Annotated in this window: 21 protein-coding genes and 1 riboswitch; of the genes, 13 read left to right on the forward strand and 8 right to left on the reverse strand. The window is 68.0% G+C overall.

The features are described from left to right. Nucleotides 1-46 precede the first annotated feature (46 nt). The gene (locus tag ACFXNW_RS12020) at nt 47-802 is read right to left on the reverse strand and encodes a DUF3515 family protein (protein WP_379417668.1); all 756 of its coding nucleotides are present in this window, start codon (nt 800-802) and stop codon (nt 47-49) included. A gap of 192 nt (nt 803-994) precedes the next feature. Between ACFXNW_RS12020 and ACFXNW_RS12025 the strand changes: the two genes are divergently transcribed. From ACFXNW_RS12025 to ACFXNW_RS12040, 4 genes are all read left to right on the forward strand, one after another. Next, complete coding sequence (locus tag ACFXNW_RS12025) at nt 995-2,002, forward strand: thiamine-phosphate kinase (RefSeq protein WP_379418115.1); 1,008 nt, start codon at nt 995-997, stop codon at nt 2,000-2,002. 11 nt (nt 2,003-2,013) lie between these two features. Further along, nucleotides 2,014-2,697: a uracil-DNA glycosylase gene (locus tag ACFXNW_RS12030; RefSeq protein ID WP_379417669.1), complete on the forward strand. Its 684-nt coding sequence runs from the start codon at nt 2,014-2,016 to the stop codon at nt 2,695-2,697. Nucleotides 2,698-2,734: 37 nt separating this feature from the next. Further along, nucleotides 2,735-2,974, forward strand: a complete 240-nt coding sequence (locus ACFXNW_RS12035) for a hypothetical protein (protein WP_163827579.1) — start codon at nt 2,735-2,737, stop codon at nt 2,972-2,974. A 65-nt stretch (nt 2,975-3,039) separates the two neighbouring features. Further along, nucleotides 3,040-3,903: an alpha/beta fold hydrolase gene (locus ACFXNW_RS12040; protein ID WP_379417670.1), complete on the forward strand. Its 864-nt coding sequence runs from the start codon at nt 3,040-3,042 to the stop codon at nt 3,901-3,903. Nucleotides 3,904-3,908: 5 nt separating this feature from the next. Here the strand turns inward: ACFXNW_RS12040 and ACFXNW_RS12045 are convergent, their stop codons facing one another. Then, nucleotides 3,909-4,376, reverse strand: a complete 468-nt coding sequence (locus tag ACFXNW_RS12045; RefSeq protein ID WP_379417671.1) for a MarR family winged helix-turn-helix transcriptional regulator — start codon at nt 4,374-4,376, stop codon at nt 3,909-3,911. 61 nt (nt 4,377-4,437) lie between these two features. Here ACFXNW_RS12045 and ACFXNW_RS12050 point away from each other — a divergent pair, with 61 nt between their 5' ends. After that, a complete protein-coding gene (locus ACFXNW_RS12050) occupies nt 4,438-4,950 on the forward strand; it encodes an SgcJ/EcaC family oxidoreductase (protein ID WP_379417672.1) in 513 nt (170 codons plus the stop codon). Here the strand turns inward: ACFXNW_RS12050 and ACFXNW_RS12055 are convergent. The 3 genes from ACFXNW_RS12055 to rpmB form a co-directional block, all read right to left on the reverse strand. Next, on the reverse strand, nt 4,932-5,720 hold the full coding sequence (locus tag ACFXNW_RS12055) for an enoyl-CoA hydratase/isomerase family protein (RefSeq protein ID WP_379417673.1): 789 nt from the start codon (nt 5,718-5,720) through the stop codon (nt 4,932-4,934). The genes ACFXNW_RS12050 and ACFXNW_RS12055 overlap by 19 nt on opposite strands. Then, nucleotides 5,690-6,235 carry a GNAT family N-acetyltransferase gene (locus ACFXNW_RS12060; RefSeq protein ID WP_379417674.1) on the reverse strand — a complete coding sequence of 182 codons (546 nt, stop codon included), beginning with the start codon at nt 6,233-6,235 and terminating at the stop codon, nt 5,690-5,692. Before ACFXNW_RS12060 ends, ACFXNW_RS12055 begins: the two co-directional genes overlap by 31 nt. A 110-nt stretch (nt 6,236-6,345) precedes the next feature. Next, nucleotides 6,346-6,537: a 50S ribosomal protein L28 gene (gene rpmB, locus ACFXNW_RS12065; RefSeq protein WP_011210730.1), complete on the reverse strand. Its 192-nt coding sequence runs from the start codon at nt 6,535-6,537 to the stop codon at nt 6,346-6,348. A 373-nt stretch (nt 6,538-6,910) separates the two neighbouring features. Here rpmB and ACFXNW_RS12070 point away from each other — a divergent pair, with 373 nt between their 5' ends. Both ACFXNW_RS12070 and recG read left to right on the forward strand, forming a co-directional pair. Then, the gene (locus ACFXNW_RS12070) at nt 6,911-8,638 is read left to right on the forward strand and encodes a DAK2 domain-containing protein (RefSeq protein WP_379418116.1); all 1,728 of its coding nucleotides are present in this window, start codon (nt 6,911-6,913) and stop codon (nt 8,636-8,638) included. 46 nt (nt 8,639-8,684) lie between these two features. Beyond that, nucleotides 8,685-10,967: an ATP-dependent DNA helicase RecG gene (recG, locus tag ACFXNW_RS12075; protein WP_379417675.1), complete on the forward strand. Its 2,283-nt coding sequence runs from the start codon at nt 8,685-8,687 to the stop codon at nt 10,965-10,967. A 1-nt stretch (nt 10,968) separates the two neighbouring features. On the opposite strand, the gene ACFXNW_RS12080 is transcribed toward recG, so the two are convergent. Beyond that, nucleotides 10,969-12,390 carry a short-chain fatty acyl-CoA regulator family protein gene (locus tag ACFXNW_RS12080; protein ID WP_379417676.1) on the reverse strand — a complete coding sequence of 474 codons (1,422 nt, stop codon included), beginning with the start codon at nt 12,388-12,390 and terminating at the stop codon, nt 10,969-10,971. 151 nt (nt 12,391-12,541) lie between these two features. On the opposite strand from ACFXNW_RS12080, the gene ACFXNW_RS12085 reads away from it, so the two are divergent. Genes ACFXNW_RS12085 through ACFXNW_RS12095 form a run of 3 tightly spaced genes read left to right on the forward strand, consistent with a single transcriptional unit; the run spans nt 12,542 to nt 16,100 of the window. Then, nucleotides 12,542-14,065, forward strand: a complete 1,524-nt coding sequence (locus tag ACFXNW_RS12085) for an MmgE/PrpD family protein (protein WP_379417677.1) — start codon at nt 12,542-12,544, stop codon at nt 14,063-14,065. After that, nucleotides 14,065-14,973: a methylisocitrate lyase gene (gene prpB / locus ACFXNW_RS12090; protein ID WP_379417678.1), complete on the forward strand. Its 909-nt coding sequence runs from the start codon at nt 14,065-14,067 to the stop codon at nt 14,971-14,973. The genes ACFXNW_RS12085 and prpB overlap by 1 nt, the downstream gene beginning before the upstream one ends. A gap of 5 nt (nt 14,974-14,978) precedes the next feature. Further along, nucleotides 14,979-16,100 carry a bifunctional 2-methylcitrate synthase/citrate synthase gene (locus tag ACFXNW_RS12095; RefSeq protein ID WP_379418117.1) on the forward strand — a complete coding sequence of 374 codons (1,122 nt, stop codon included), beginning with the start codon at nt 14,979-14,981 and terminating at the stop codon, nt 16,098-16,100. A 451-nt stretch (nt 16,101-16,551) separates the two neighbouring features. Here ACFXNW_RS12095 and metE read toward each other — a convergent pair whose 3' ends face one another. After that, nucleotides 16,552-18,819, reverse strand: coding sequence for a 5-methyltetrahydropteroyltriglutamate--homocysteine S-methyltransferase (gene metE, locus ACFXNW_RS12100; protein ID WP_379417679.1), 2,268 nt, complete (start codon nt 18,817-18,819; stop codon nt 16,552-16,554). Nucleotides 18,820-18,988: 169 nt separating this feature from the next. Continuing rightward, a riboswitch (cobalamin riboswitch) is annotated at nt 18,989-19,129 on the reverse strand. 427 nt (nt 19,130-19,556) lie between these two features. Between metE and ACFXNW_RS12105 the strand changes: the two genes are divergently transcribed. Genes ACFXNW_RS12105 through coaD form a run of 3 tightly spaced genes read left to right on the forward strand, consistent with a single transcriptional unit; the run spans nt 19,557 to nt 24,040 of the window. After that, complete coding sequence (locus tag ACFXNW_RS12105) at nt 19,557-22,955, forward strand: pyruvate carboxylase (protein ID WP_379417680.1); 3,399 nt, start codon at nt 19,557-19,559, stop codon at nt 22,953-22,955. Beyond that, nucleotides 22,952-23,545 carry a 16S rRNA (guanine(966)-N(2))-methyltransferase RsmD gene (gene rsmD, locus ACFXNW_RS12110; RefSeq protein WP_379417681.1) on the forward strand — a complete coding sequence of 198 codons (594 nt, stop codon included), beginning with the start codon at nt 22,952-22,954 and terminating at the stop codon, nt 23,543-23,545. Before ACFXNW_RS12105 ends, rsmD begins: the two co-directional genes overlap by 4 nt. Nucleotides 23,546-23,548: 3 nt before the next feature. Next, nucleotides 23,549-24,040: a pantetheine-phosphate adenylyltransferase gene (gene coaD / locus ACFXNW_RS12115; RefSeq protein ID WP_379417682.1), complete on the forward strand. Its 492-nt coding sequence runs from the start codon at nt 23,549-23,551 to the stop codon at nt 24,038-24,040. A 189-nt stretch (nt 24,041-24,229) separates the two neighbouring features. On the opposite strand, the gene ACFXNW_RS12120 is transcribed toward coaD, so the two are convergent. Then, nucleotides 24,230-24,742, reverse strand: a complete 513-nt coding sequence (locus ACFXNW_RS12120) for a GtrA family protein (protein WP_379417683.1) — start codon at nt 24,740-24,742, stop codon at nt 24,230-24,232. Nucleotides 24,743-24,908 lie beyond the last annotated feature (166 nt).

A 24,908-nucleotide genomic window follows, 5' to 3' on the forward strand; every position in this document is an offset into this window, starting at 1 on the left:
CACGACTCGTGCTGATGGCGATGAGCAGTTCTGCGCGGGGACCGAGCTAATTCGGCAGCGGACCCGGATCCATGGGCTGCTCGGGCAGATTCGCGGTGATCGCGTCGGAGACCGCCTGAAGCGGGGTGGGGCCGTCCGAGCTGCCCGGAATGGTCAGCGCGATGTAGGTGGCGCGGTCGACGACGAACCAGGTGCTGGCATCGGCGGCGGGATCGGCGATCTCGAACCACGCCACCTTGTTCACCATCTGAATGGGGGAGGCGCGGTTGAACTCCAGCGGGCGGTCGAGTCCGCAGCGCAGCACGATCGGCTCGCCACCGTCGGGAAGCTGCCAGGCGCGGGTGGCCTTGGGTGCGGGTTCGACCAGCGTCGACTTGGTGAATTCACCGAGTTCGGCGGGTAGTGCGGGCAACAGCGTCGTGCAGGCCTCGCTGTCGATGGCGGGTGCGGGGACCGAGCCGAGGGCAAGCGGCTCGCGGTCTACGGGCATGCGGCTGGCCAGGATCGCGGCGACCAGGACCGCGATGACCAGGGCCACCGGGAGGGCTACCGCGGTGGCGATCAATGCGGGTGGGTAGCCGGCACGCTCTTGTTGGGCGTCGGGCTCGGCGTCGTCGCTGTCGGACTCGGCAGCGTCGGCATCTGTGTGCGGTGCGCCCGAGGGCTCGGCCTCGGCGGACCCTGCGCCCGAGTCGCCGTCCGCGCTCGACTTTCCGGCGTTCGCCGTCAGCTCGCCGTCGTCCGCCGAAGCATCCGATCCGTCGGTGCCCTCGGGGGAACTGTGGTCCGGCGTGCTCGCCATGCGCAGCGATCCTTCCTTGGTCTCATGTGCGGTCGTCGGGGCCGGGTCGTCGCTTGCCGTGCGGCATACCCAGGGTCGCCGCGGCGCCGGGCGGTCACCCGATTGCCCGTGCACAGGGTACCGTCGGGGCGAATCCGGCTCCGCAGCGCGCCCGCGCCGGGCCGCACGGGTCGTGATCTCGGGAAAGGGTCGATCATCAGCAGCAGCACGCCGCCGCGGACAGTGGGCGAGCTCGGCGAGTTCGCGCTGATCGAGCGCATCAACGCCGGGCGCACCCAGGCGCCCGGGGTGCTGCTCGGTCCCGGCGACGATGCCGCGGTGCTGGCTGCGCCACGCGGCCGATTCGTGGTGACCACCGACATGCTGGTGCAGGACCGCCATTTTCGCCTGGACTGGTCGAGCCCCTATGACATCGGCCGCAAGGCCATCGCCCAGAACGCCGCCGATGTGGTCGCCATGGGCGCCGTGCCGACCGGGTTCGTCGTCGCGCTCGGCTGTCCGGCCGATACTCCGGTGCAGGTGATCGACGGACTGGCCGACGGGCTGTGGGCCGAGGCGGCGGTCAGTGGTGGATCGATCGCGGGCGGAGATCTGGTGCGCGATGCGCATCTGGTCGTCTCGGTCACCGCATTCGGCGACCCGATCGGCCCGGAACCGATACTGCGCAGCGGTGCCCGGCCCGGCGACATGATCGCGGTGGCCGGTCGGCTCGGCTGGTCGGCTGCGGGACTGGCCGCGTTGAGTGCGGGTGTGGGGGAGCGGGGCGAGTTCGCCGAAGTAGCTGCCGCGCACCGGGTTCCACGACCGCCGTACCGGACCGTGCTCGATGTGGTGACCGCGGGCATGGTCCCGAACGCGCTCACCGACGTCTCCGACGGTCTGCTCGCCGATCTCGGCCACCTGGCCACCGCCTCAGCAGTCGCGATCGACCTCGACTCGGCCACGCTTGCCGACGCCGGCCTCGTCGCACTCGCTACCGCACTGGATGCCGATGCGGCCCAATGGGTTCTGACCGGCGGCGAGGATCATGCCTTCGCGGCGGCCTGGCCGGCCGACACCGAACTGCCGTCCGGTTGGACCAGGATAGGTATGGTCAGCGCTGGTCAGGGCGTCACCGTGGACGGTGTTCGCCCGGCGGGTCGCGGGGGTTGGGAATCGTTCGCCGGGGCGGACTCGGCGCAGCGGCCCGGATCACGATAGGTTGTCCGGTCATGGGCGCGAAACCACTGTCGGAAGTCGTGGATCCGGGTTGGGCGAAAGCACTGGAGCCGGTGTCGGATCAGATCACCGCCATGGGCGAATTCCTGCGCACGGAGAACACGGCCGGACGCGGCTATCTGCCCGCGGGGGAGAACGTACTGCGCGCCTTTCAACGTCCGTTCGACGCGGTGCGCGTGCTCATCGTCGGCCAGGACCCCTATCCCACACCCGGGCATCCGATGGGATTGAGTTTCTCGGTCGCTCCCGATGTAGCACCGGTGCCGCGCAGCCTGGCGAACATCTTCGCCGAATACAGCAAGGACCTCGGTCATCCCACACCGTCCTGCGGTGACCTGAGCCCCTGGTCCGATCAGGGTGTATTGCTGCTGAACCGTGTGCTGACGGTTTCGCCCGGGCAGCCCGCTTCGCACCGAGGTAAGGGGTGGGAAGTGGTCACCGAGCAGGCGATCCGCGCGCTCGTCGCGCGGGACGAGCCACTGGTGGCGATCCTGTGGGGCCGCGATGCCCAAACCCTGAAGCCGGCACTGGCCGAAGCCGAGGTGCCCTATATCGAATCCGTGCACCCCTCGCCGCTCTCGGCGTCGCGCGGATTCTTCGGTTCCCGCCCGTTCTCGCGGGTGAACGAGCTGCTCGACGAGCTGGGAGCCGAACCGGTGGATTGGCGTCTGCCCTGATCGGGCGCCGATAAGAAACAAGTGAGGAGCTAGAGACATGCAGACCAGAACCGTCCGCGGCGTAGTGCGCGGCACCACCGCCACGCTGGCCGTGTGCGCCGCGATCGCCGGCGGCGCGGCGAGCGCGGGTGCGGCGCCGTTGGCGCTCGAACCGGCCACCGAGACCAGCTCCACGCAGGTCTCCGAGCAGTACACCTCGTCGGGATCGTCCACGATTTCGGCGACGGTGCACGCGAAGTTCGCCTGCGTGCTCTTCACCGGAACATTGGGCTGCTGAAACCTGTTCCAGAAACTCTGGGGGCTCGTTCCGGCGCCGCCGGATGACTGTGCGATCCTCAGATCGTGAGTAGTGCGAACAATCTCGTCGATCCCGTCCGGCTGCGCGTGCGCGGTTCGGGCGGGATCGAGCTCGTTGCCGACCAGTACGGGCCCGCTGACGGCCCGCTGGTGGTCTTCCTGCACGGCGGCGGGCAGACCCGTCATTCGTGGAAGCAGACCGGCGCCAAGCTGGCTGCCACCGGGATGCGGGTCGTCACTCTCGATGCGCGCGGGCACGGCGACAGTCAGTGGTCGGCCGAGCGTGACTACCGGCGCGAATCCATGGTGGAGGACCTGATCGAGGTGCTCGGGCAGCTCGGCGGCCCGGCCGTGGTGGTCGGGGCGAGCATGGGCGGAATCACCGGCCTGCTCGCCACCGCGGTGCCCGGTGGTGAACAGATCAGCGCGCTGGTGCTGGTCGACATCGTCACCAGGCCCGAACCCGAGGGCGTGGCCCGGGTACTGGATTTCCTCGGTAAGCACCGCGACGGCTTCGACAGCCTCGATGCGGTGGCCGACGCGGTCGCGGACTATATGCCGCACCGCCCCCGCCCGGACAACACCGACGGCCTGCGCCGCAATCTGCGCGAGCGTGACGGCCGCTGGTACTGGCATTGGGATCCCGATATGCTCGCCGATCGCGCCGAGGATCCGTCCGAGATCACCGGCCGGATGGAAGAGGTCGCCCGCACGCTCACCATTCCGGTGCTGCTGGTGCGCGGTCTGCAGTCGGATGTGGTCAGCGCCGAGGGAGCTGCGGCCTTCCAGGAACTCGTACCGCACGCGTCGATGGTCGAGATCGGTGGCGCGGCACACACCGCCGCGGGCGACGACAACGACGCCTTCACCGACGCGGTGGCCGAGTTCATCCTCGGACTCGGGGACTGAGCGGTTCAGTCGCCGGAACTGCGCTCGGCCAACAGCCGGGTCTGTTCCTGGTGGACGTCGAAGGCCGTCTGCAGGAAGTCGAGAATCAGCGCGAGGGAAGCCTCGTCGTAGCGGGTCAGCGCCTGCCCGCCCGCTTCCGCGACCGGTAGGAAAAGCTCTGCGTCCACCGCGCGGGCTGCGTCTGTGGCGGTGACGAGCACACGTCTGCGGTTGTCCGGATCCTGTGCACGGGTGGCGAATCCCGCGCGGACCAGTCGATCGATGACTGTTGTCGTCGCGGCCGGGCTCAGTCGTAGCGCCGCGCTCAATTCCCCCGCGGCACTCGGGCCACGGCCGAGCAGGATGTCCAGGCAGCGCATATCGGTGCGATTGAGGCCGAGGTGTGCGGCTGCCGTCTCGTCGAAGGTATCGAAGCTCTGTTGAAGCAAGCGCAGTTGCTGACCGATCGCGCCGATCTGTTCTTCTTTCGACATTCGAATCTTTCTGTTATCGTATGTTTCGATCGTAGAAACGATAGCAGATGGGATACCCGCAATGAACGAGACACTCACCCATGCCGCCGACGACACCGCCATCTCGGCCCTGTTCGGCGAGTTCAAGCAGGCCTGGACCGACAATGACGCCGCCGCGTTCGGCGCACTTTTCACTGAGGATTCCGACTACGTCTCCTACGACGGCACCCGGGCGAGCGGACGGGCCCAGCACCAGGACAACCACGACAAACTCTTCCGCGGTGTGCTGGCCGGCTCCGCGTTGGTGGGTGAGGTCGAGTCGATCCGCTACCTCACCCCGGATGTGGCGATCCTGTACGGCACGGGATCGGTGCTGATGCCGTGGCGTTCGCAGCTGCCCAAGCGCAGATTGTCGCGCCAGACGGTGGTGCTGGTGCGCACATCGGAGGGCTGGCGGATCAGCGCGATCCACAACGGGCGTGTGCGTCCGGTGACCGTCCCGGAGCCGGACGCGTTCCCGTCGAGGATGGCGCAGTTGATGGGCCGGTGGGCTCGGCGACTCGGATTCGGTCGCGCTCAGGCGAGCCCGCGATAGTCGGGTGCGCGTTTGCCGACGAAGGCATCGACGCCCTCGCGTCCTGCCGGGGTACCCGCGGCCGCGGCGATGGCGTCGCGCTCGTCATCGAGCTGATCGCTCAGCGTCGCGGTGGTCGAGCGGTTCAGCAGGGTCTTGATGCTCGCGTAGGTGCTGCGCGGGCCGTTCGCCAGGGAAGTGGCCAGGGTCAGTGCTTCGTCGCGCACGGCCTCGTCGGCGACGAGCCTGCTGAGGATGCCGAGCCGGACGGCCTCCTCGGCACTCAGGATCGCGTCGGTGAGCAGGATTTCCCTGGCCCGGCTACTGCCGACGATGCGCGGCAGCGTCCACGACATCCCGCCGTCCGGGCTGAGGCCGACGCCGGGATAGGCGGGCCGCAGTTTCGTGGACGGCCCACCGAGGGCGATATCGGTGGCGCACACCAGGCTCATGCCCGCGCCGGCCGCCCAGCCCTGTACACCTGCCACCACCGGGACGGTGACCGCGTCGAGCGCGCGGACGAAGGCGTGCAGTTGGTCGGCGAGGTCGTAGAGGTGAGCGGAGCGATCCTCGGCGGCGGCGAAACCACGGACATTGCCGCCGGCGCAGAAGTTGGTGCCGGTGCCCGTCAACAGGACGGCCCCCACCTGGGGATCGAGGTCGCGCAAGGCCGCGGTGCCCGCGGCGACGCCGATGAAGTCCAACGAGGTGCCGTTGGCGGCGGTGGCGATGGTGATCTGCAGGACGCCGTCGACGGTGGTTACATACTCGGCTTGTTCGGTGGTGGCCATGGCCACGACCCTATCGCGCCCTCCGGACGCACCATTCTGACCTCGGTGACGTTGGCGAAGTACTCGGCGCGGCTGGCGCCGTCGGGGGTGAATCCGTATTTGCGGTAGAAGGCGATCGCGCGCGGATTCTGTTCGAAGACCCAGAGCGAGCAGGGAGTTTCGGGGTTCAAGGTGGTCTGCACCAGATCGTCGGCGACGCCGGATCCATACCATTCGGCGCGGACATAGAGGGCGTTGAGCTCGAGGTCGGTCACTGCCGGGTGGTACAGGGCGGGCCCGAGGGTGATGAAGCCGATCACGGTGTCGTCCGCTGCGGCCACGGTGGTGCGGCCGGGGTTATCGCGCAGTCTGCGGGTCCAGATCTCGGTCCGGTGTTCGATATCGAAGGCGTCGAGTACATGGTCGGGGACCAGTCCGCGGTAGGCCTCGCGCCAGCACACGATATGGCATTCGGCGAGACCGCGGGCATGCTCGTCGGCCGCAGGTGCGATGCGGTAGGGGCGCGGGGCGGTCATGCCCTCATTGTGGCGCGCGGACCCGGCCGAGTGCGGACACGACCGCGCCCCGGATCACCGAGAGGTGCCGGGGCGCGGTTGCTGTATTTATCGGTGGTGCGTCGGGCGAATCAGCCGCGAACGACCTTGCCCGCCTTCAGGCAGGAGGTGCACACGTTCATCCGGCGGGTGTTGCCCGGCGCGACCTGCGCACGCACGGTCTGGATGTTCGGGTTCCAACGACGGTTGGTGCGCCGGTGCGAGTGCGAGACCGACTTCCCGAAGCCGGGGCCCTTGGCGCAGACGTCGCAGACGGCAGCCATAGTCGCGAACTCCTTCATGTCATAGGAGGACCGCTGCATCACACACAGCATGTCCGGAAACAATGTCGTAGTGCCTTGCCGACGTGAATCGGCGAGCGCAAGCCGAAGCGGCCGCGCGAGGCAACCCTGCAAGATTAACCGCCCGCCCCGCGATCCGCCAAACCGGCGTCCTGTTCGGGGCCGGAGCGGTTGCTGTGTGTCATGTCGGCGTGCGTCGCCCGCGGCAGCAGCGCTGTCGGAGGATCCGGCTAACCTGGCCAGCAGTGATGTCGGGTGCCGAGGTGGTGAGAGGAGGAGCCGCGTGCCGGAATCGTGGGAGGTGAGCGGCGCATACGCGGTCCCGAGGGCCGGCGCGCTCGACGGCACGGCGCTGATGCGGTGGGGCAGGCTCTGCCTCGACGAGCTGACCAACCGGCGCGAGGAGATCAACGCCCTCAACGTCTTCCCGGTCGCCGACTCCGATACCGGCACCAACCTGCTTGCCACCATGCGTGCCGCGGTGTCGTGTGCCGAGGTAGCGGTGCTGTCCGCGCACGGCGGAGCCTTTCCCGGTGGATCGCCGAGCGGGGACGGTGCGCCCGCGGCCCTGGTCGCGGCCGCGATGGCGCGCGGCGCGACCTCGGGCGCAAGGGGCAACTCCGGGATCATCCTGTCGCAGGTTCTGCGCGGGATTTCCGAGGCGACGCGCGGCGCCCCGCTCAGCGCGCAGACGCTGCGGCTGGCGCTCGACCGGGCAGCGGTACTGGTGCGGGAGGCGTTGAGCGTCCCGGTGGAAGGCACCATTCTCACGGTGCTCGAGTGCGCGGCGGGCGAGGCCGCGACATGCGCCGACTCCGAACTGGCAGAGGTCGCGCTGGCGGCGGCCGACGGTGCGGCCAAGGCACTCGGCGAAACCCCGTCACAATTGACCGTGCTGCGGGCCGCCGGTGTGGTCGATGCGGGCGCGCGGGGGCTGGTGGTGCTGCTGGACTGCCTGGTCGAGGTGGTGATCGGCGAGCGGCCCGCTCGGCCGGTCTACCTGCCCTCAGCTAACGCCTACGACCCGGTGCCGGTCGCTGTTGCCGCGGCTCCGCCCCGGTACGAGGTGATGTACCGGCTCACCGACTCCGACCCGCACCGGATCGCGGCCCTGCGGCACCGGCTGACCGAACTCGGCGATTCGGTGGTCGTCGTCGGTGACGGTGAACGCAGCTGGTCGGCGCATGTCCACTGCGTCGATGCGGGTGCCGCGGTCGAGGCCGGGCTGGCGGCCGGAACACTGAGCGGGGTGCGTGTCGAAGCGTTCGCTGCCGACGCCGCCGCCGAGTCGGATCCGAACCGGCCCGGCCCTCGCGACGGCGATGGGCACTGCGTCGTCGGGGAGACCGCCGCCTCCGGTCGACCGGCCACCCGCGGCCCCGACGCCGCCGGCCAGGCGGGCATGACATCTCTCGACGATTCAGCCGCCGACCGCGGCATCGTGGCCGTCGCCGCGGGTGACGGCTCGATCGCGCTGTTCGAGGCAGCGGGCGCGATCGTCATCCCTGGCGAGCCGTTCGTCACCTCGGCCGCGCTGCTCGCGGCGATCCGGCGAATGCCCCACCGCGAAGTGCTTGTACTGCCCAACGGTGCCCTGGCCGCGCAGGAACTGGTCGCCGTGGGTGTCGCGGCGCGTGAGCGCCACCGCGACGTACTGCTGCTGCCCAGCGGTTCGATGGTGCAGGGTCTGGCCGCTCTCGCGGTGCACGATCGCGGCCGGATCGCGGTAGACGACGCGTTCGCCATGTCCGAGGCCGCCGCCGCCACCCGCTGGGGATCGTTGCGGGCGGCCACCGAGCGCGCGCTGACCATGGTCGGCACCTGCGAACCCGGCGACGGACTCGGGCTGGTCGGGCACGACGTCATCGTCATCGACCGTGACGTGCGCGCCGCCGGGCAGACGTTACTGAACCGGATGCTCGGCCTCGGTGGTGAACTGGTCACATTGCTGGTCGGTGCCGCGGCGCCGGAGGAGCTGGCCGAGGAACTGGCCGCACATATCGCCGAGGGTTTTCCCGGGGTGGAGGTCATCGTGTATTCCGGTGGCCAGCATGCCGATCTGATACAGATCGGAGTCGAATGACGGTGCGCGGCGCGATGGCGCGGACGAAGGCGGCGGGAACGAGGTCATGGCAAAACTGAGCGATCGGCTCGACCATCTACTCGGCGCGAAAGCGGCTGCCTCGCTGGCCGACGCGTTCGATATGCAGACCGTCGAGGATCTGCTGCGGCACTATCCACTGCGCTACGCCACGCAGGGCCAGCCGCTCACCGAGGAAGCGCCAGAGGACGGTTCGCACATCACCGTCATCGGCCGGATCACCAAGGCCGAACTCAAGCCGATGCGTCAGCGTCGCGGGTCGTTGCTCAAGGTGGTGCTCGACACCGGCACGGGCAAGGGCGTCGATGTCACCTTCTTCAATGGCGACAAGGTGAAGTACGTGGTCCGCGAGGGCGCAAGGGCGATGATGTCGGGCACCGTCAATTATTGGCGGCCCGGTCAATGGAATCTGAGCCATCCCGGCTATCTGATCCTGCCCGAGAACCCCGATGACGACGCGACCCCCACGCTCACCACCGTGCGCGGTGGCGGTGACCTGCGCGGAATCGCCCAGAGTGCGAAAGACGCGGGCGGGGTGGATATGTCGTTCTTCGAGCGCGAGTTCATCCCGGTCTACCCCGCGACCGCGAAGGTGCAGAGCTGGGAGATCCTCGCGTGTGTGCGGCAGGTACTCGATCAGCTCGATCCGATCGATGACCCACTGCCGCAACGGATCCGCGACGACCGGGAACTGATGGCCGTCTCGGATGCGCTGCGCCTGATCCATCTGCCCGATCACAAGCTCGATATCGAACAGGCGAAGCAGCGGCTTCGGTTCGACGAGGCGCTGGCGCTGCAGCTGGTGCTGGCCGAACGTCGCCATGAGGTGTCCGGCCGGACCGCGCGGCCGTGCCCACCACGCACCGACGGCATTGCCGCCGCGTTCGACGAGCGGTTGCCGTTCGAGCTCACCGCCGGTCAGCGGCAGGTGATCGGGGAGATCTCCGCGGATCTGTCGCGTGAGCAGCCGATGCACCGCCTGCTCCAGGGTGAGGTCGGCTCCGGTAAGACCATCGTCGCGTTGCACGCGATGCTGCAGGTGGTCGATGCCGGACAACAGTGCGCGCTGCTGGCCCCCACCGAAGTGCTCGCCGCCCAGCACTATCGGTCGCTGCGCGCCATGCTCGGCGAACTCGGCCGGGCCGGCGAACTCGGCGCCGCCGACACCGCCACCCAGGTGAGGTTGGTGACCGGTTCGATGTCGGTCGCTACGAAACGTGCGGCGCTGCTCGCCGCGGTCACCGGCGAAGCGGGCATCGTGATCGGCACCCACGCACTGATCCAGGACGCGGTGGAGTTCTTCGATCTGGGCATGGTCGTGGTCGACGAACAGCACCGCTTCGGCGTGGAGCAGCGAGATGCGCTGCGCGCCAAGGCGAAAGCCGGTTCTACACCGCATCTGCTGGTGATGACCGCGACGCCGATTCCGCGCACCATAGCCATGACCACCCTCGGCGATCTGGAGACCTCGACCCTCACCGAACTTCCGCGCGGTCGTTCACCGATCGCGTCGAAGGTGGTGCCGCGCAGGGTGCATCCGAACTGGGTGGAGCGCGCCTGGGAGCGCATCACCGAGGAGGTGCGCGAGGGCAGGCAGGCCTATGTGGTGTGCTCACGCATCGGCGACGACGAGGACGGTGCGAACGGCGGCAAGTCCCGTGGCGGTAAGTCCAAGGCCGCTGACGGCAAGGAGGGCCCGACCACCCAGGCCGTGCTGGATGTCTTCGATCAGCTGCGCACCGGGCCCCTGTCGGAGCTTCGTGTCGGGTTGCTGCACGGGCGCTTGCCGTCGGATGACAAAGACCAGGTGATGCGTGAATTCAACGATGGCGGTATCGATGTGCTGGTCTGCACGACGGTCGTCGAGGTCGGCGTAGACGTGCCCAATGCCACAGTGATGGTGATCATGGACGCGGACCGGTTCGGCGTCAGCCAATTGCACCAATTGCGCGGCCGCATCGGCCGAGGCAAACATCCCGGGCTGTGCCTGCTGGTCACCGATACAGCCCCCGGTGGCCCCGCGATGACGCGGCTGGAAGCGGTCGCCGCGACCACCGACGGTTTCGAACTGGCGGTGCTCGATCTGCGGCAGCGTCGTGAAGGTGACGTGCTCGGTTCCGCGCAGTCGGGTACCGCACGCTCGCTGCGGCTGCTCTCGCTGCTCGATGACCTCGAAGTCATCACCGCGGCACAGGAGCTCGCACGTGAGCTGGTGGAACAGGATCCGGGTCTGTCCCGGCATCCAGGGCTGGCGGCGATGATGCACGCCGCGGTCGACTCCGAACGCCTGGAGTACCTGGCCAAATCCTGACTCACGCCCGCACGCGCGGGTACGGCAGATCCACCGACACCTCCTCGGTGACGGCCAGCGGACTGCCGATCTGCGGGAACGCACGCTGCGGGCAGGAAGGTCGATCGCAGACCTTGCATCCGGCGCCGATCGGCACCGCGGTCGCCGGATCGTCGAGCTGAATGCCCTTGGAATACACCAGCCGGTCGGCGTATTCGATATCGCAGCCGAGTCCGATGGCGAAGTTCTTGGCCATGGTGCCGAAGCCCTGCGGCGCCATCATGGCGGTGCGCGCGATCCAGAAGTACCGTCGGCCGTCGGGCATTTCGGAGACCTGGGTGAGGACGCGGCCGGGATGGGCGAACGCCTCGTGCACCACCCACAGCGGGCAACTGCCGCCGACGCGGGAGAAGTGAAAGGCGGTGGCGGACTGCCGCTTCGAAATATTGCCCGCCCGATCGGTGCGCACGAAGAAGAACGGCACGCCGCGCTGGCCCTGCCGTTGCAGAGTGCTCAGTCGATGGCAGATGGTTTCGAAACCGACCTCGAAACGCAGACCGAGCAGATCGATGTCGTAGCGCAGTTCCTCGGCCGACCGCAGGAAACGTCCGTACGGCAACACCAGCGCACCGGCGAAATAGTTGGCCAGTCCGATCCGCGCCAGATTGCGGGATTCGCCGACCAGTGACGGTGCTTCGCTCAGGACGGCGTCGAGCTCGTTGCCGTAGAGCAGGAACGCCAGCGTGGTGGCGATCTGGAATGCCCGCTGCCCGGGCCGCAGCCGCCTGGCCAGGGTGAGGGTGCGGCTGTCGGGGTCGTAACGGCGTTTGGGTACCGAGGAGTCGGCGCCGTCGCCACGCACCAGCACCGTCACACCGGCGCGCTCCTCGGCTACCCGCGCCAGCTGCCGGTCCAGCGAACCGATCGACAGACCGCATTCGTCGAACAGCCGTTCCGCGGCCAGATCGAGGCGGCCGATGTGATTGTGATGGTCGTAGAAGAAATCGCGCACGTCCTCATACGGCATTGGTACCCCGGCCGCGCCTACCGGCGCGGCGACCCGCGCCGAGAGTAGATCGAGCTGATCGGTCGCGGTACGCAACCGGCGATGCATCGCCACCACCAGGCGCGCGATCTCCGGTTGCCGCGTCGCCAGCTCCTCGATCTCGGTGAGTGGCGCGCTGTCCCCGCCGGCGGCGTCGACGAGGACTTCGTGCAGATCCGACACCAGTCGGGCATCGGAGTCCGCGGCGAAGAACTGCACGTCCAGGTCGAAGGTCGAGTTCAGTTTGAGCAGGACCGGGATGGTCAGCGGACGCTGGTCGCGCTCGAGCTGATTGAGATAGCTCGGCGACAGGTCCAGCGATTTCGCGAGCGCGGCCTGGGTCATTCGCCGTTCCTCACGCAGCCGTCGCAGCCGGGCCCCGGCGTACATCTTTCGCACGGCGAGCGATCGTACTCCCATATCTTCGCAAACATCGCAAAAATGCCGGTTGTTACCCACAAAAATCCACCTGTGCAAGGTGTTTTGCCGAAGGCTACGTCTGCGTAGCGTGCGAAGTATCGGAAGAGATCGCCCACAGTGCGGAGGACGCATGAAGACCAACATCGTACGCGCTCGCGGATCCGCGGAAGACTTCCCGCGCGCGGAGCATCTGGCCACCAAGATCGCCGAGGTCGCCACCGATCCGGTCGAGGTGACCGATGCGGTGCGGGAGATGATCGTCAACCGGATCATCGACAACGCCGCGGTGGCAGCCGCCTCGCTGGTGCGTCGCCCGGTGTCCTCGGCGCGGGTCCAAGCCTTGGCGGCGGGGTATCAGCCGCGAGCCGGTCGTGCGGGCGCGACGGTGTTCGGTCTGCCCTCCGATCGCGTGGTGTCGCCGGAGTGGGCGGCGTGGGCCAACGGCGTCGCGGTGCGCGAACTGGATTTCCACGACACCTTCCTGGCTGCCGAGTACTCCCATCCGGGCGACAACATCCCGGCGATTTTGGCCGTCGCCCAGCACACCGGCCGCAGTGGCGCGGATCTGATCCGCGGGCTGGCCACCGGCTACGAGATCCAGATGGATCTGGTGCGCGGAATCTGCCTGCACGAGCACAAGATCGACCATGTCGCCCATCTCGGCCCGTCTGTCGCGGCCGGTCTCGGCACCCTGCTCGGACTGGATGCCGAGACGATCTACCAGGCCATCGGCCAGGCGCTGCACACCACCACCGCGACCCGGCAGTCGCGCAAGGGCGAGATCTCGAGCTGGAAGGCCTACGCGCCTGCCTTCGCCGGGAAGATGGGTGTGGAGGCCGTCGATCGCGCGATGCGCGGTGAGGGTGCGCCCTCGCCGATCTGGGAGGGCGCCGACGGCGTCATCGCCTGGCTGCTCGGCGGACCCGATGCCGAATACCAGCTGCCGCTGCCCGGCCCCGGCGAGCCGAAGCTGGCCATCCTCGACAGCTACACCAAGGAGCACTCGGCCGAATATCAGAGTCAGGCGCCGATCGATCTGGCCCGCCGGATGCGCTCGCAGATCGGTGATCTCGATCAGATCGCCTCGATCGTGCTGCACACCAGCCACCACACCCACGTGGTGATCGGCACCGGTTCCGGTGACCCGCAGAAGTTCGATCCGCAGGCCAGCCGGGAAACCCTCGATCACTCCGTGCCCTATATCTTCGCGGTCGCGCTGCAGGACGGCACCTGGCACCACGAGCGCTCCTACGCGCCCGAACGCGCGCAGCGGCCCGACACCGTCGAACTGTGGCACAAGATCTCGACCGTCGAGGATCCGGAATGGACCCGTCGCTACCACTCCACCGACCCGAACGAGAAGGCCTTCGGTGCACGCGCGGTGGTGACCTTGAAGAGCGGTGAGACCATCACCGACGAGCTGGCCGTGGCGGATGCGCATCCGTTGGGCGCGCGGCCGTTCGTCCGCGAGCAGTACATCGAGAAGTTCACCGTGCTGGCCGAGGGCGTACTCGACGCCGCGGAGCAGCGCAGGTTCCTCGAGGTGGCGCAGCGGGCGCCGGAACTGGCCGCCGGTGAGCTGGACCAGCTGACCTTCACCGTGTCCGACCAGGTGCTCGCCGGTGGTCCTGCCATCCCCGAGGGTGTGTTCTGATGAGCGGGCTCATCGCGGCGGCGACCAGCGCGGCCGGCAAGCGGATCGCCTTGCGGGCCGGTCTGTCCTCGAACCGGATTCAGCGGATGCCCGGCGCGTTCAATCCGCTGGTCGCCAAGCTGATTCAAGAGGTCGGCTTCGAAGGCGTCTACGTGTCGGGCGCGGTCGTCTCCGCCGAGCTCGCGCTGCCCGATATCGGGCTGACCACCCTGACGGAGGTGGCCGGGCGGGGACAGCAGATCGCCCGCGTCACCGATCTGCCGGTGCTGATCGACGCCGATACCGGGTTCGGTGAGCCGATGAACGCCGCCCGCACGGTGACCCTGCTCGAGGACGCGGGCCTGGCCGCCTGCCATATCGAGGACCAGGTGAATCCGAAACGGTGCGGCCATCTCGACGGTAAGGCGGTGGTCGAGCGCGACGAGATGGTGCGCAGACTGCGGGCGGCGGTGTCGGCGCGGCGCGATCCGAACTTCGTCATCTGCGCGCGCACCGATGCCCGTGGCATCGAGGGGCTGGACGCGGCCATCGATCGCGCCAAAGCCTACGCCGACGCGGGCGCCGACCTGATCTTCACCGAAGCACTGGCAGACGAAGGTGAGTTCGCGAAGTTCCGTGCGGCGGTGGATGTTCCGTTGCTGGCGAATATGACCGAATTCGGCAAATCCGAACTGATTTCGGCAGGCACGCTCGAAGAGATCGGCTTCAACGCCGTCATCTATCCGGTGACGACGTTGCGGCTGGCAATGTTCGCCGCCGAACGTGGATTGCGTGAGATCGCTGCCACCGGAACGCAGTCGGGGCTGATCGACAGCATGCAGCACCGCTCGCGGCTCTACGAACTGCTGGACTACCAGCGCTACAACGATTTCGATGCCGGAATTTTCAACTTCACCGTGAGTGAGTGATCGATATGACCGAGATCAAGAAGGGGCTGGCGGGTGTGGTTGTGGATACCACCAGCATCTCGAAGGTGGTGCCCGAGACCAATTCGCTGACCTATCGCGGCTATGCCGTTCAGGATCTGTCGCGGCTGTGCTCGTTCGAGGAGGTCGCCTATCTGCTCTGGTACGGCGAGCTTCCGAACGCAGGGCAGCTCGAACTGCTGTGCCAGCGCGAGCGCGCGCAGCGGCGCGCCGATCGGTCGATCCTGTCGCTGGTGCAGAAAATGCCCGACAGCTGCCATCCGATGGATGTGGTGCGTACGGTGGTCAGCTACCTCGGGTCCGAAGATCCGGTCGAGGACCTCGCCGGTGCCGCGGACGAGAAGGTGTTGCTGGTCAAGGCGTTGCGGCTGACCGCTGTGCTACCGACGGTGATCGCGGCCGATATGCGTCGCAGGCGTGGCCTGGAACCGATTGCGCCGCATTCGCATATGGGGTTCGCGGAGAACTTCCTCAACATGTGCTTCGGGAAGGTGCCCGATCAGCGGATCGTCAAAGCCTTCGAGATCTCACTGATCCTCTACGCCGAGCACAGCTTCAATGCCTCGACCTTCGCGGCGAGGGTGGTCACCTCCACCCAGTCCGATATCTACAGCGCCGTGACCGCCGCGATCGGCGCGTTGAAGGGTCCACTGCACGGCGGCGCCAACGAGGCCGTCATGCACGCCATGCTCGAGATCGGTGATCCCGAACTGGCCGCGGAATGGTTGCACACCAAACTTGCGAACAAACAGAAGGTGATGGGCTTCGGCCACCGCGTCTACAAAAACGGCGACTCCCGCGTCCCCACCATGAAGGCCGCGCTCGATGAGGTGGCCGAGGTGACCGGAGATAGCCGATGGCTGCGCATGTACTCCGAACTCGAACGCACCATGGCCGAATCCACCGGCATCAAACCCAACCTGGATTTCCCGGCAGGCCCTGCCTACCACCTGATGGGCTTCGACATCGAGATGTTCACCCCCATCTTCGTCATGAGCCGCATTACCGGATGGACGGCGCACATCATCGAGCAGGCGCAGTCGAACGCTCTCATCCGTCCGCTGTCGGAGTACGTCGGCGTCGAGCAACGCGAACTCGTCGTCGCCTGATTCCGCGCACCCGGACCGGCCGTCACGCTGCCTGTGCAGCGGGACGGCCGGTCCTGCTCATATGGGGGTGATTCTCGACGATTTCGACATTCCGCGGCGTGTCGTGCGGTGTGTTGAAAGTTCTTGGAATAAGGGGGAACCGAATCCTTGCCCGGGTCGTCCAACCTGGCGAAACGATGACTGTGATGTGTGAGGAGGGGTAGGCGCATGGAGCGGAATCAGGGGTGCCGGGCGGTGTGGCGTGGGGTGGTGGCGCCGGAGTCGCGGGATCGGCCGGTGTTGCGGGTGGCGCGGCGATGTCAGGGGTGTGTGGAGAAGCGCGGGAGGAGACGGGAGCCGGGGGCTGCGGGAGAGACGGAGGGTTGAGAGGTGTGCAGTTGATGGGTGGGGAAAGCGGAGCTGGGCCGCACCTGTGAGGTGCGGCCCAGCTTCGTTCATCCGGTCGTGCTGATCAGCGCACGGCGCGGGCCGCGGCGACCATATTGCGTAGCGACGCCTCCACCTCGACTGGGCCGCGGGTCTTCAGGCCACAGTCGGGGTTGACCCACAGGCGCTCGGCGGGAACGGCTTTCAGCGCCGCACGCAGGGCGGTGGTGATCTCCTCGACACCGGGCACCCGGGGCGAGTGGATGTCGTAGACACCCGGCCCGACACCGAGATCGAATCCGGCGGCATTCAGATCATCGAGCACCTCCATATGCGAGCGCGCCGCTTCGATCGAGGTCACGTCGGCATCCAGGCCGGCGATCGCGTCGATCACCTCACCGAACTCCGAGTAGCACAGATGGGTGTGGATCTGGGTGGAGTCGGCGACACCGGAGGTCGCCAATCGGAACGCCTGCACCGACCAGTCCAGATAGGCCTGCTGATCGGAGGCCCGCAGCGGCAGCAGCTCGCGCAGCGCGGGCTCGTCCACCTGCACGATCCTGATGCCCGCGTCCTGCAGATCCACCGTCTCGTCCCGGATGGCAAGCGCCACCTGCCGCGCGGAATCTCCCAGCGGCTGGTCGTCACGGACGAACGACCAGGCCAGAATGGTGACCGGACCGGTAAGCATGCCCTTGACCGGCTTCTCGGTCAGCGACTGGGCGAAGCTGATCCAGTCGACGGTCATCGGCGCCGGACGGCTGACGTCACCGAACAGGATCGGCGGGCGCACGCACCGGGTGCCGTAGGACTGCACCCAGCCCAGATCGGTCGCCGCGAACCCGTCGAGCTGCTCGGCGAAGTACTGCACCATGTCGTTGCGTTCGGGCTCGCCGTGCACCAGCACGTCCAGCTCCAGCTTCTCCTGCAACGCCACGACATCGGCGATCTCATCACGCATCCGGCGCTCGTATTCGCTCTGGTCGATCTCACCCGAGCGCAGTGCCGCGCGCGCCAGCCGGATCGCCGAAGTCTGCGGGTACGAGCCGATAGTGGTGGTCGGCAGCGGGGGCAACTGCAGCCGCTCCTGCTGCAGGGTGCGCCGCTGTTCGGCCGGAGTGCGCCGGATGGCGTCGGGACCGAGTGCGTCGAGGCGGGCGCGGACCTGGGCGTTGCTGATCCGCGGGTCGGCCTTGCGGCTCGCCGATGCCGCACGCGCGGCGGCCAACTCGTCGGCGATCGCCTCCGTGCCTGTGCTCAGACCGGTCGCGAGCAGCCGCACCTCGGCGACCTTCTCGGCGCCGAATGCCAGCCACGAGCGCAGTGCGTCGTCCAGGCGGGTCTCGACCGCCAGCGAGTACGGCACATGCAGCAGCGAGCACGACGTGGACACCGCGAGCGAACCCGCGGACCCGAGCAGGGTGCCGAGAGTGGTCAGGGCGGCGTCCAGATCTGTGCGCCACACATTGCGTCCGTCGACCACACCGGCGACGAGCAGCTTGTTCGCCAGCGCGGGCACCGCCGCCACCTCGGCGACATCGGTACCCGAGGTCAGGTCGACGGCGATGCCTTCGATATCGGTGCCTGCCAATGTCGCCAGCGCACCGGCGGGCGTGCCGAAGTAGGTGGCGACCAGCACGGCCGGACGGCGCTGGGCCGCCGACAACTCGGTGTACACCTGCCGCACCACCGCGAGCTCGTCCTCGGTCAGATCGGTGACCAGGGCAGGCTCATCGATCTGTACCCAGCTCGCGCCTGCGTCGGCGAGCAGCCCCAGCAGTTCCCGGTACAGCGGAATCAGCTCGCCGACGCGGTCGAGTGCGGCCGCACCGCTGGTCTTGGCCAGCTTCAGGAAGGTGATCGGCCCGACGACGACCGGCCGGGCGGGCACCCCGAGTTCGATTGCCTCGCGCAGCTGGTCGAGCAGCGCCTTGGGGTGCAACGAGAACGTCGTCTCGGCACCGATTTCGGGAACGAGGTAGTGGTAGTTGGTGTCGAACCACTTGGTCATTTCCAGCGGTTCGACCGAGTCGTTGCCCCGCGCCGCGGCGAAATAGCGATCCAGCGGGTTCTCGATCCCAGCGACCCGCGGCGGCAGCGCGCCGAGCAGTACCGCGGTGTCGAGCACCTGGTCGTAGTAGGAGAAGGTGCCGACCGGAATCGAATCCAGTCCGGCGGCGAGCAATTCGGCGTACTGGGCGCGGCGCAGCTCGCGGGCGGTGTCATGCAATTGGTCCGCGTCGATGCGACCGGCCCAGTAGGACTCGGTGGCGCGTTTGAGTTCCCGGCGCGGCCCCACCCGGGGAAGTCCGAGAACCGTTGCGGTGAACGGGCTTGGCGAAAGTGCAGTCACGGTGTTCTCCAGTGCTGAAGTTCGACAGCCAATGCCGTTTTCGGGTGCGCGGACACCGATGAGACCCCGATGAACCCGGCCACCCGGCCGGGTCGAATGTCAACACTGGTGGCGGCGCCCGATCCACGAGGCGATGGCCGCCGGATACGGCGTATCCGGCACAACGGGCAGGTCTTCGGACTCGCGGGCACCGGCCGATTCGGCCGACCTACTGGCCGTCGCTTCCCAGGCTGTGTGCCCAGTGCTGATGACGGCGGTCGTTCCTGCTCACCGCTGCGGGACAGTCCCGGATTTCCACCGGGTTCCCTCTCGCCCGCCTGGTGGCGGGCTTCGACGCCGGGGCGGACGTTCGGGGCTCCTTGTCGTCCGGCCGGCGAACCAGCTGCAGTGCCCACGATAGTCCGGGCGGCATTCGAGTGGTGAGCCGACCGCCCGAGACCCTGATTCGCCTCGCCCGGCCGGCCGAATGTCCCGGGGGCTGACCGGCGAAGAGCGCGGGCTGCTGATGGGCGCCTCGGCTGGGCAACTGCGCGGGGGCCGGCGGCACCGTACCCGGGGTGGTGGTAACCCGCCAGTAACTACGGCGGTCAGCTTTGCGCACGGTTCGGCGCGCAGGCCGGTGAGATGTGACGGCCCGATGAACGCAACTTCGCAACCGTGCCATACCTAGTTGTGAAGATTCCTGCGAAGTGGACTTCGGTGTCGAACCACGCGGTGGCGGCGGGTACGTTAAGCCAATGTTCTCGAAAGTCTTGGTTGCCAACCGCGGCGAAATCGCCATCCGCGCCTTCCGCGCGGCCTACGAACTCGGCATCGGGACCGTGGCCGTCTTCCCGCATGAGGATCGCAACTCGGTCCACCGCCTGAAGGCGGACGAGGCCTATCAGATCGGCGAGGAAGGCCACCCCGTCCGGGCGTATCTGTCCATCGAGGCCATCATCGAGGCGGCCAAGACGGCCGGCGCGGACGCCATCTACCCCGGGTACGGCTTTCTGTCGGAGAACCCCGACCTCGCCGCCGCCTGCGCTCGCGAGGGCATCACCTTCATCGGCCCCTCCGCCGAGGTGCTCGAGCTGGCGGGTAACAAGGCGCGCGCCATCGCCGCGGCCAAGGCGGCCGGACTTCCGGTGCTGAACTCCAGCGAACCATCGGCAAACGTCGAGGAGTTGCTGGCGGCAGCCGAATCGATGGACTTCCCGGTCTTCGTCAAGGCCGTCGCCGGTGGCGGTGGTCGCGGTATGCGCCGGGTCGCCGCGCCCGCGCAGCTGCGCGAATCCATCGAGGCCGCCTCCCGCGAAGCCGAGTCGGCCTTCGGCGATCCCACCGTGTTCCTCGAACAGGCGGTGGTGAATCCGCGCCACATCGAGGTGCAGATCCTGGCCGACACCCAGGGCAATGTCATGCACCTGTTCGAGCGCGACTGCTCGGTGCAGCGGCGCCACCAGAAGGTGATCGAGCTCGCGCCCGCCCCGAACCTCGATCCCGAACTGCGGGAACGGATCTGCGCCGACGCGGTGGCCTTCGCCCGTCAGATCGGCTACAGCTGCGCCGGCACCGTGGAGTTCCTGCTCGACGAGCGCGGCAAGCACGTCTTCATCGAGATGAACCCGCGGATCCAGGTCGAGCACACGGTGACCGAGGAGATCACCGATGTCGACCTCGTGCAGTCGCAGCTGCGCATCGCCGCCGGTGAATCCCTCACCGATCTGGGCCTGAGTCAGGACACCGTCGCCATTCGCGGCGCGGCCATGCAGTGCCGGATCACCACCGAGGACCCGGCCAACGGGTTCCGCCCCGACACCGGCCGGATCACCGCCTACCGCACCCCGGGCGGCGCCGGTATCCGTCTCGACGGTGGCGCAAATCTGGGCGCCGAGATCGGCGCCTACTTCGACTCCATGCTGGTCAAGCTCACCTGCCGTGGACGCGACTTCCCGACCGCGGTCGCGCGGGCCCGCCGCGCGCTGGCCGAGTTCCGCATCCGCGGCGTCACGACCAATATCCCGTTCCTGCTCGCGGTGCTCGACGATCCGGACTTCCGGGCGGGCCGAGTTACCACGTCGTTCATCGACGAGCGTCCGCAGCTGCTGGATCTGCGCCGGTCTGCCGACCGTGGCACCAAGATCCTGGAGTACCTGGCCGACGTCACCGTCAACAAGCCGCACGGTGAACGCCCGACCGCGGTCTACCCGCACGACAAGCTGCCCGCCATCGATTTGTCGGTGCCGCCGCCGGACGGCTCGCGGCAGCGGCTGCTGACGCTTGGCCCCGAGGGTTTCGCGCGGGCGCTGCGTGAACAGGACGCGGTCGGGGTTACCGACACCACCTTCCGTGACGCGCATCAGTCCCTGCTGGCCACCCGAGTGCGTACCGGCGGGCTGCTCGCGGTCGCCGGGCATGTCGCCCGGTTGACGCCGGAACTGCTGTCGATCGAGGCATGGGGTGGTGCCACCTACGATGTGGCGCTGCGCTTCCTGCACGAGGATCCGTGGGAGCGGCTGGCGGCGCTGCGCGAGGCCGTCCCCAATATCTGTCTGCAGATGCTGTTGCGCGGGCGCAACACCGTCGGGTACACGCCGTATCCGGAGAAGGTGACCCGGGCCTTCGTCGCCGAAGCCACCACGACCGGTATCGATATCTTCCGCATCTTCGACGCGCTCAACAACGTCGATCAGATGCGTCCCGCCATCGATGCGGTGCGCGAGACCGGAACTGCGGTCGCCGAGGTCGCGATGAGCTACACCGGCGATCTGTCCAACCCGGACGAGAACATCTACACCCTCGACTACTACCTCAAGCTGGCCGAGCAGATCGTGGACGCCGGTGCGCACGTGCTGGCGATCAAGGACATGGCCGGTCTACTGCGCGCACCGGCCGCGGCCACCCTGGTGTCGGCGTTGCGCAGCAACTTCGACCTGCCGGTGCATGTGCACACCCACGACACCCCTGGCGGTCAGCTCGCGACCTACCTGGCGGCCTGGCAGGCAGGCGCGGACGCCGTCGACGGCGCGAGTGCCGCGATGGCGGGCACCACGAGTCAACCCGCGCTGTCGGCGATCGTCGCGGCCGCGGCGAACAGTCCCCGCGACACGGGCCTCGACCTGCGCAACGTCTGCGATCTGGAGCCGTACTGGGAGGCACTGCGCAAGGTGTACGCGCCCTTCGAATCCGGGCTGCCCGCCCCGACCGGACGCGTCTACACCCATGAGATCCCCGGTGGTCAGCTGTCGAACCTGCGTCAGCAGGCCATCGCGCTCGGCCTCGGCGATCGCTTCGAGGAGGTCGAGGCGAAGTACGCGGCTGCCGACCGCCTGCTCGGCCGGTTGGTGAAGGTGACCCCGTCGTCGAAGGTGGTAGGTGATTTGGCGCTGGCTCTCGTCGGCACCGGCGTCGACATTGCCGATTTCGCTTCCGACCCCGGTCGCTACGACATCCCGGATTCGGTGATCGGGTTCCTGCGCGGTGAACTCGGCACCCCTGCCGGTGGCTGGCCCGAACCGTTCCGCACCAAGGCGCTGGCCGGGCGCGGAGCCGCCAAGCCGGAAACCCCGCTCACCGCCGAGGACGAGGCAGGGCTGGCCGGAAGCTCGGCGCAACGCCGGGCGACGTTGAACCGGCTGCTGTTCCCCGCACCCACCGCCGAGTTCTTGGCGCATCGGGAGAAGTACGGCGACACCACCGGCCTGTCGGCCAACCAGTTCTTCTACGGTCTGCGCCGCGGCGAGGAACATCGGGTGCAGCTGGAGAAGGGTGTCACCCTGCTCATCGGCCTGGAAGCGATCTCCGAGCCCGACGAGCGCGGTATGCGCACGGTCATGTGCATCCTCAACGGCCAGTTGCGGCCGGTGTCGGTGCGCGACCGCTCGGTGGCCAGCGAGATCCCGGCCGCCGAGAAGGCCGACAAGAACAACGCGGGCCATATCGCCGCGCCGTTCGCCGGTGTGGTGACCCTCGCGGTCTCCGAGGGCGACACCGTCGCCGCCGGTGACACCATCGGCACCATCGAGGCCATGAAGATGGAGGCCGCCATCACCGCGCCGCGCGCCGGCCTGGTCGGTCGGGTCGCGATCGGCAAGGTGCAGCAGGTAGAGGGTGGTGACCTGCTGATCGAGCTGGCCGTGCGCGAATCCGAATGACGCGCATCGTTGCTGGGACCGCGGGCGGGCGACGCCTGCGTGTCCCGCCCGCGGGCACCCGGCCGACCTCGGACCGGGTGCGCGAGGCGCTGTTCAGCGCGATCGACGCCCGTCTGGAGCTGGATGGCGCCCGGGTGCTCGACCTGTACGCCGGGTCCGGTGCGCTCGGGCTCGAGGCGCTCTCGCGCGGCGCGGTGCGGGCGCTGCTGGTCGAATCCGATCGCAAGGCCGCGGCGGTGGTGCGCGGCAATATCGCCGATCTCGGCCTGCCCGGTGCCGAGCTGCGCGTCGGAGCTGTGTCGACCGTGCTGGCGCAGCCTGCGCCTGCCGAGTTCGACCTGGTGTTCTCCGATCCGCCCTACGACCTCGACACCGCCGTCGTCATCGCCGATCTGACAGCGCTGGCCGGACACGGCTGGCTCGCGCCCGGCGCGCTCGTGGTGGTGGAACGGTCCAGTCGCTCACCCGAGATCGACTGGCCCGCAGGATATCTGGGGGAGAAGTCGCGTCGCTACGGTGAGACCAGGATCGAGCTCGCCGAGTTCGACAGCGCACCGGGCGAACCCGCCGATCGGCCTGCTAGCGTCTGACTCATGGCAGGAGCGCTGTGCCCGGGTTCGTTCGACCCGGTGACCAATGGACATATCGACGTGTTCAACCGAGTGGCGGCCCAGTTCGACGAGGTCGTCGTCACGGTGATGATCAACAAGAACAAGCAGGGCATGTTCAGCGTCGACGAGCGCATCGACATGCTGCGTGAGGCGACCGCGCATCTGCCGAATATCCGGGTCGAATCCTGGTACGGGCTGCTGGTGGATTTCGCGCGCGAACAGGGCATCACCGCGATCGTCAAGGGTCTGCGCGATGCAGGCGACTTCGGCTACGAACTGCAAATGGCGCAGATGAACAAGAAGCTGTCCGGCGTGGACACCTTCTTCGTTGCTACCAATCCCGCCTTCAGCTACCTGTCCAGCTCGCTGGTCAAGGAGGTGGCGACCTTCGGCGGTGACGTCACCGACATGTTGCCGCCGGCCGTGCACAAGCGGCTGCTGGAGCGCATCGCCGAACGGGCAAGCTCTGTTTGATTTGCGGCGCCTTCGGCACCGCGTGTTCGCGGCCCCTGGTGGCTCGCGTTTCCGCTACCGCTGCTTGCCTTCGGCGTGCGCAGCGGCAGCGGAAACGCGAGCCGGGCCACGAACCGGGCTCCTCTGGGTCGCCCGTCTCGCCGTGTGCATGTAGCGCGATTTGTGTTTGTAGCTGCGGCCGACGTCCCTTCAGAAAACAAGGCCGCGCAGCGCGAGGAATCGCAGTCCGCCGACGGCGGCGGTGATGGCCAGGACGGCGGCGGCCTGGAAGGCACTATCGAGGCCGGGAGCCCAGAAGTCGAGTGCGGCCAGTCCTGCGGTGGAGATGCCGAGGCCGGCCAGTGCGAGTCCGCCGCCTTCCCACTGGGCGGTGAACCAGCCGACGCGGTCGGCGGCGTGGAAGGTGAGCTGGCGATGCAGTTCGTTGGCGATCACCGTGCTGACGATGGAACCCGCCACGTTGGCCACCAGCGGCCCGATGCCGAGCATGCCGAAGAAGAGCAGGACGTAGGCCACATTGCTCAATCCACCGACCAGCGCGAACCGAATCAGCTGGGGGAACGCCCGATCACCGCGCAGGTAGCCGAGCGCGAGGCCCAGGCGCGCAGTCGAGACTTCCCGCATATCCGGGTACGGCCCGGCCAGCGGGGTGAGAACGCGCGCGGTGGGCAGTGCCGGTCGCGGTAGTTCCAGGACGGTCATGGTCAATCCGATCGAACGTGAGCCCAACAGGTAAGACAACTGCGAGGGTGTTCGCATTCCCGTCTGCCGGCGTGACTCCAAAGTTTCGAGTGCAGCATGTTCAGTCTGTACTGAACTAGCGAAACATGTCAACGTCGATGTCGAGGTGTCCTGCTCGTCGGCCCTT

The organism is Nocardia sp. NPDC059180, from assembly GCF_042754945.1.
GTDB lineage: Bacteria > Actinomycetota > Actinomycetes > Mycobacteriales > Mycobacteriaceae > Nocardia.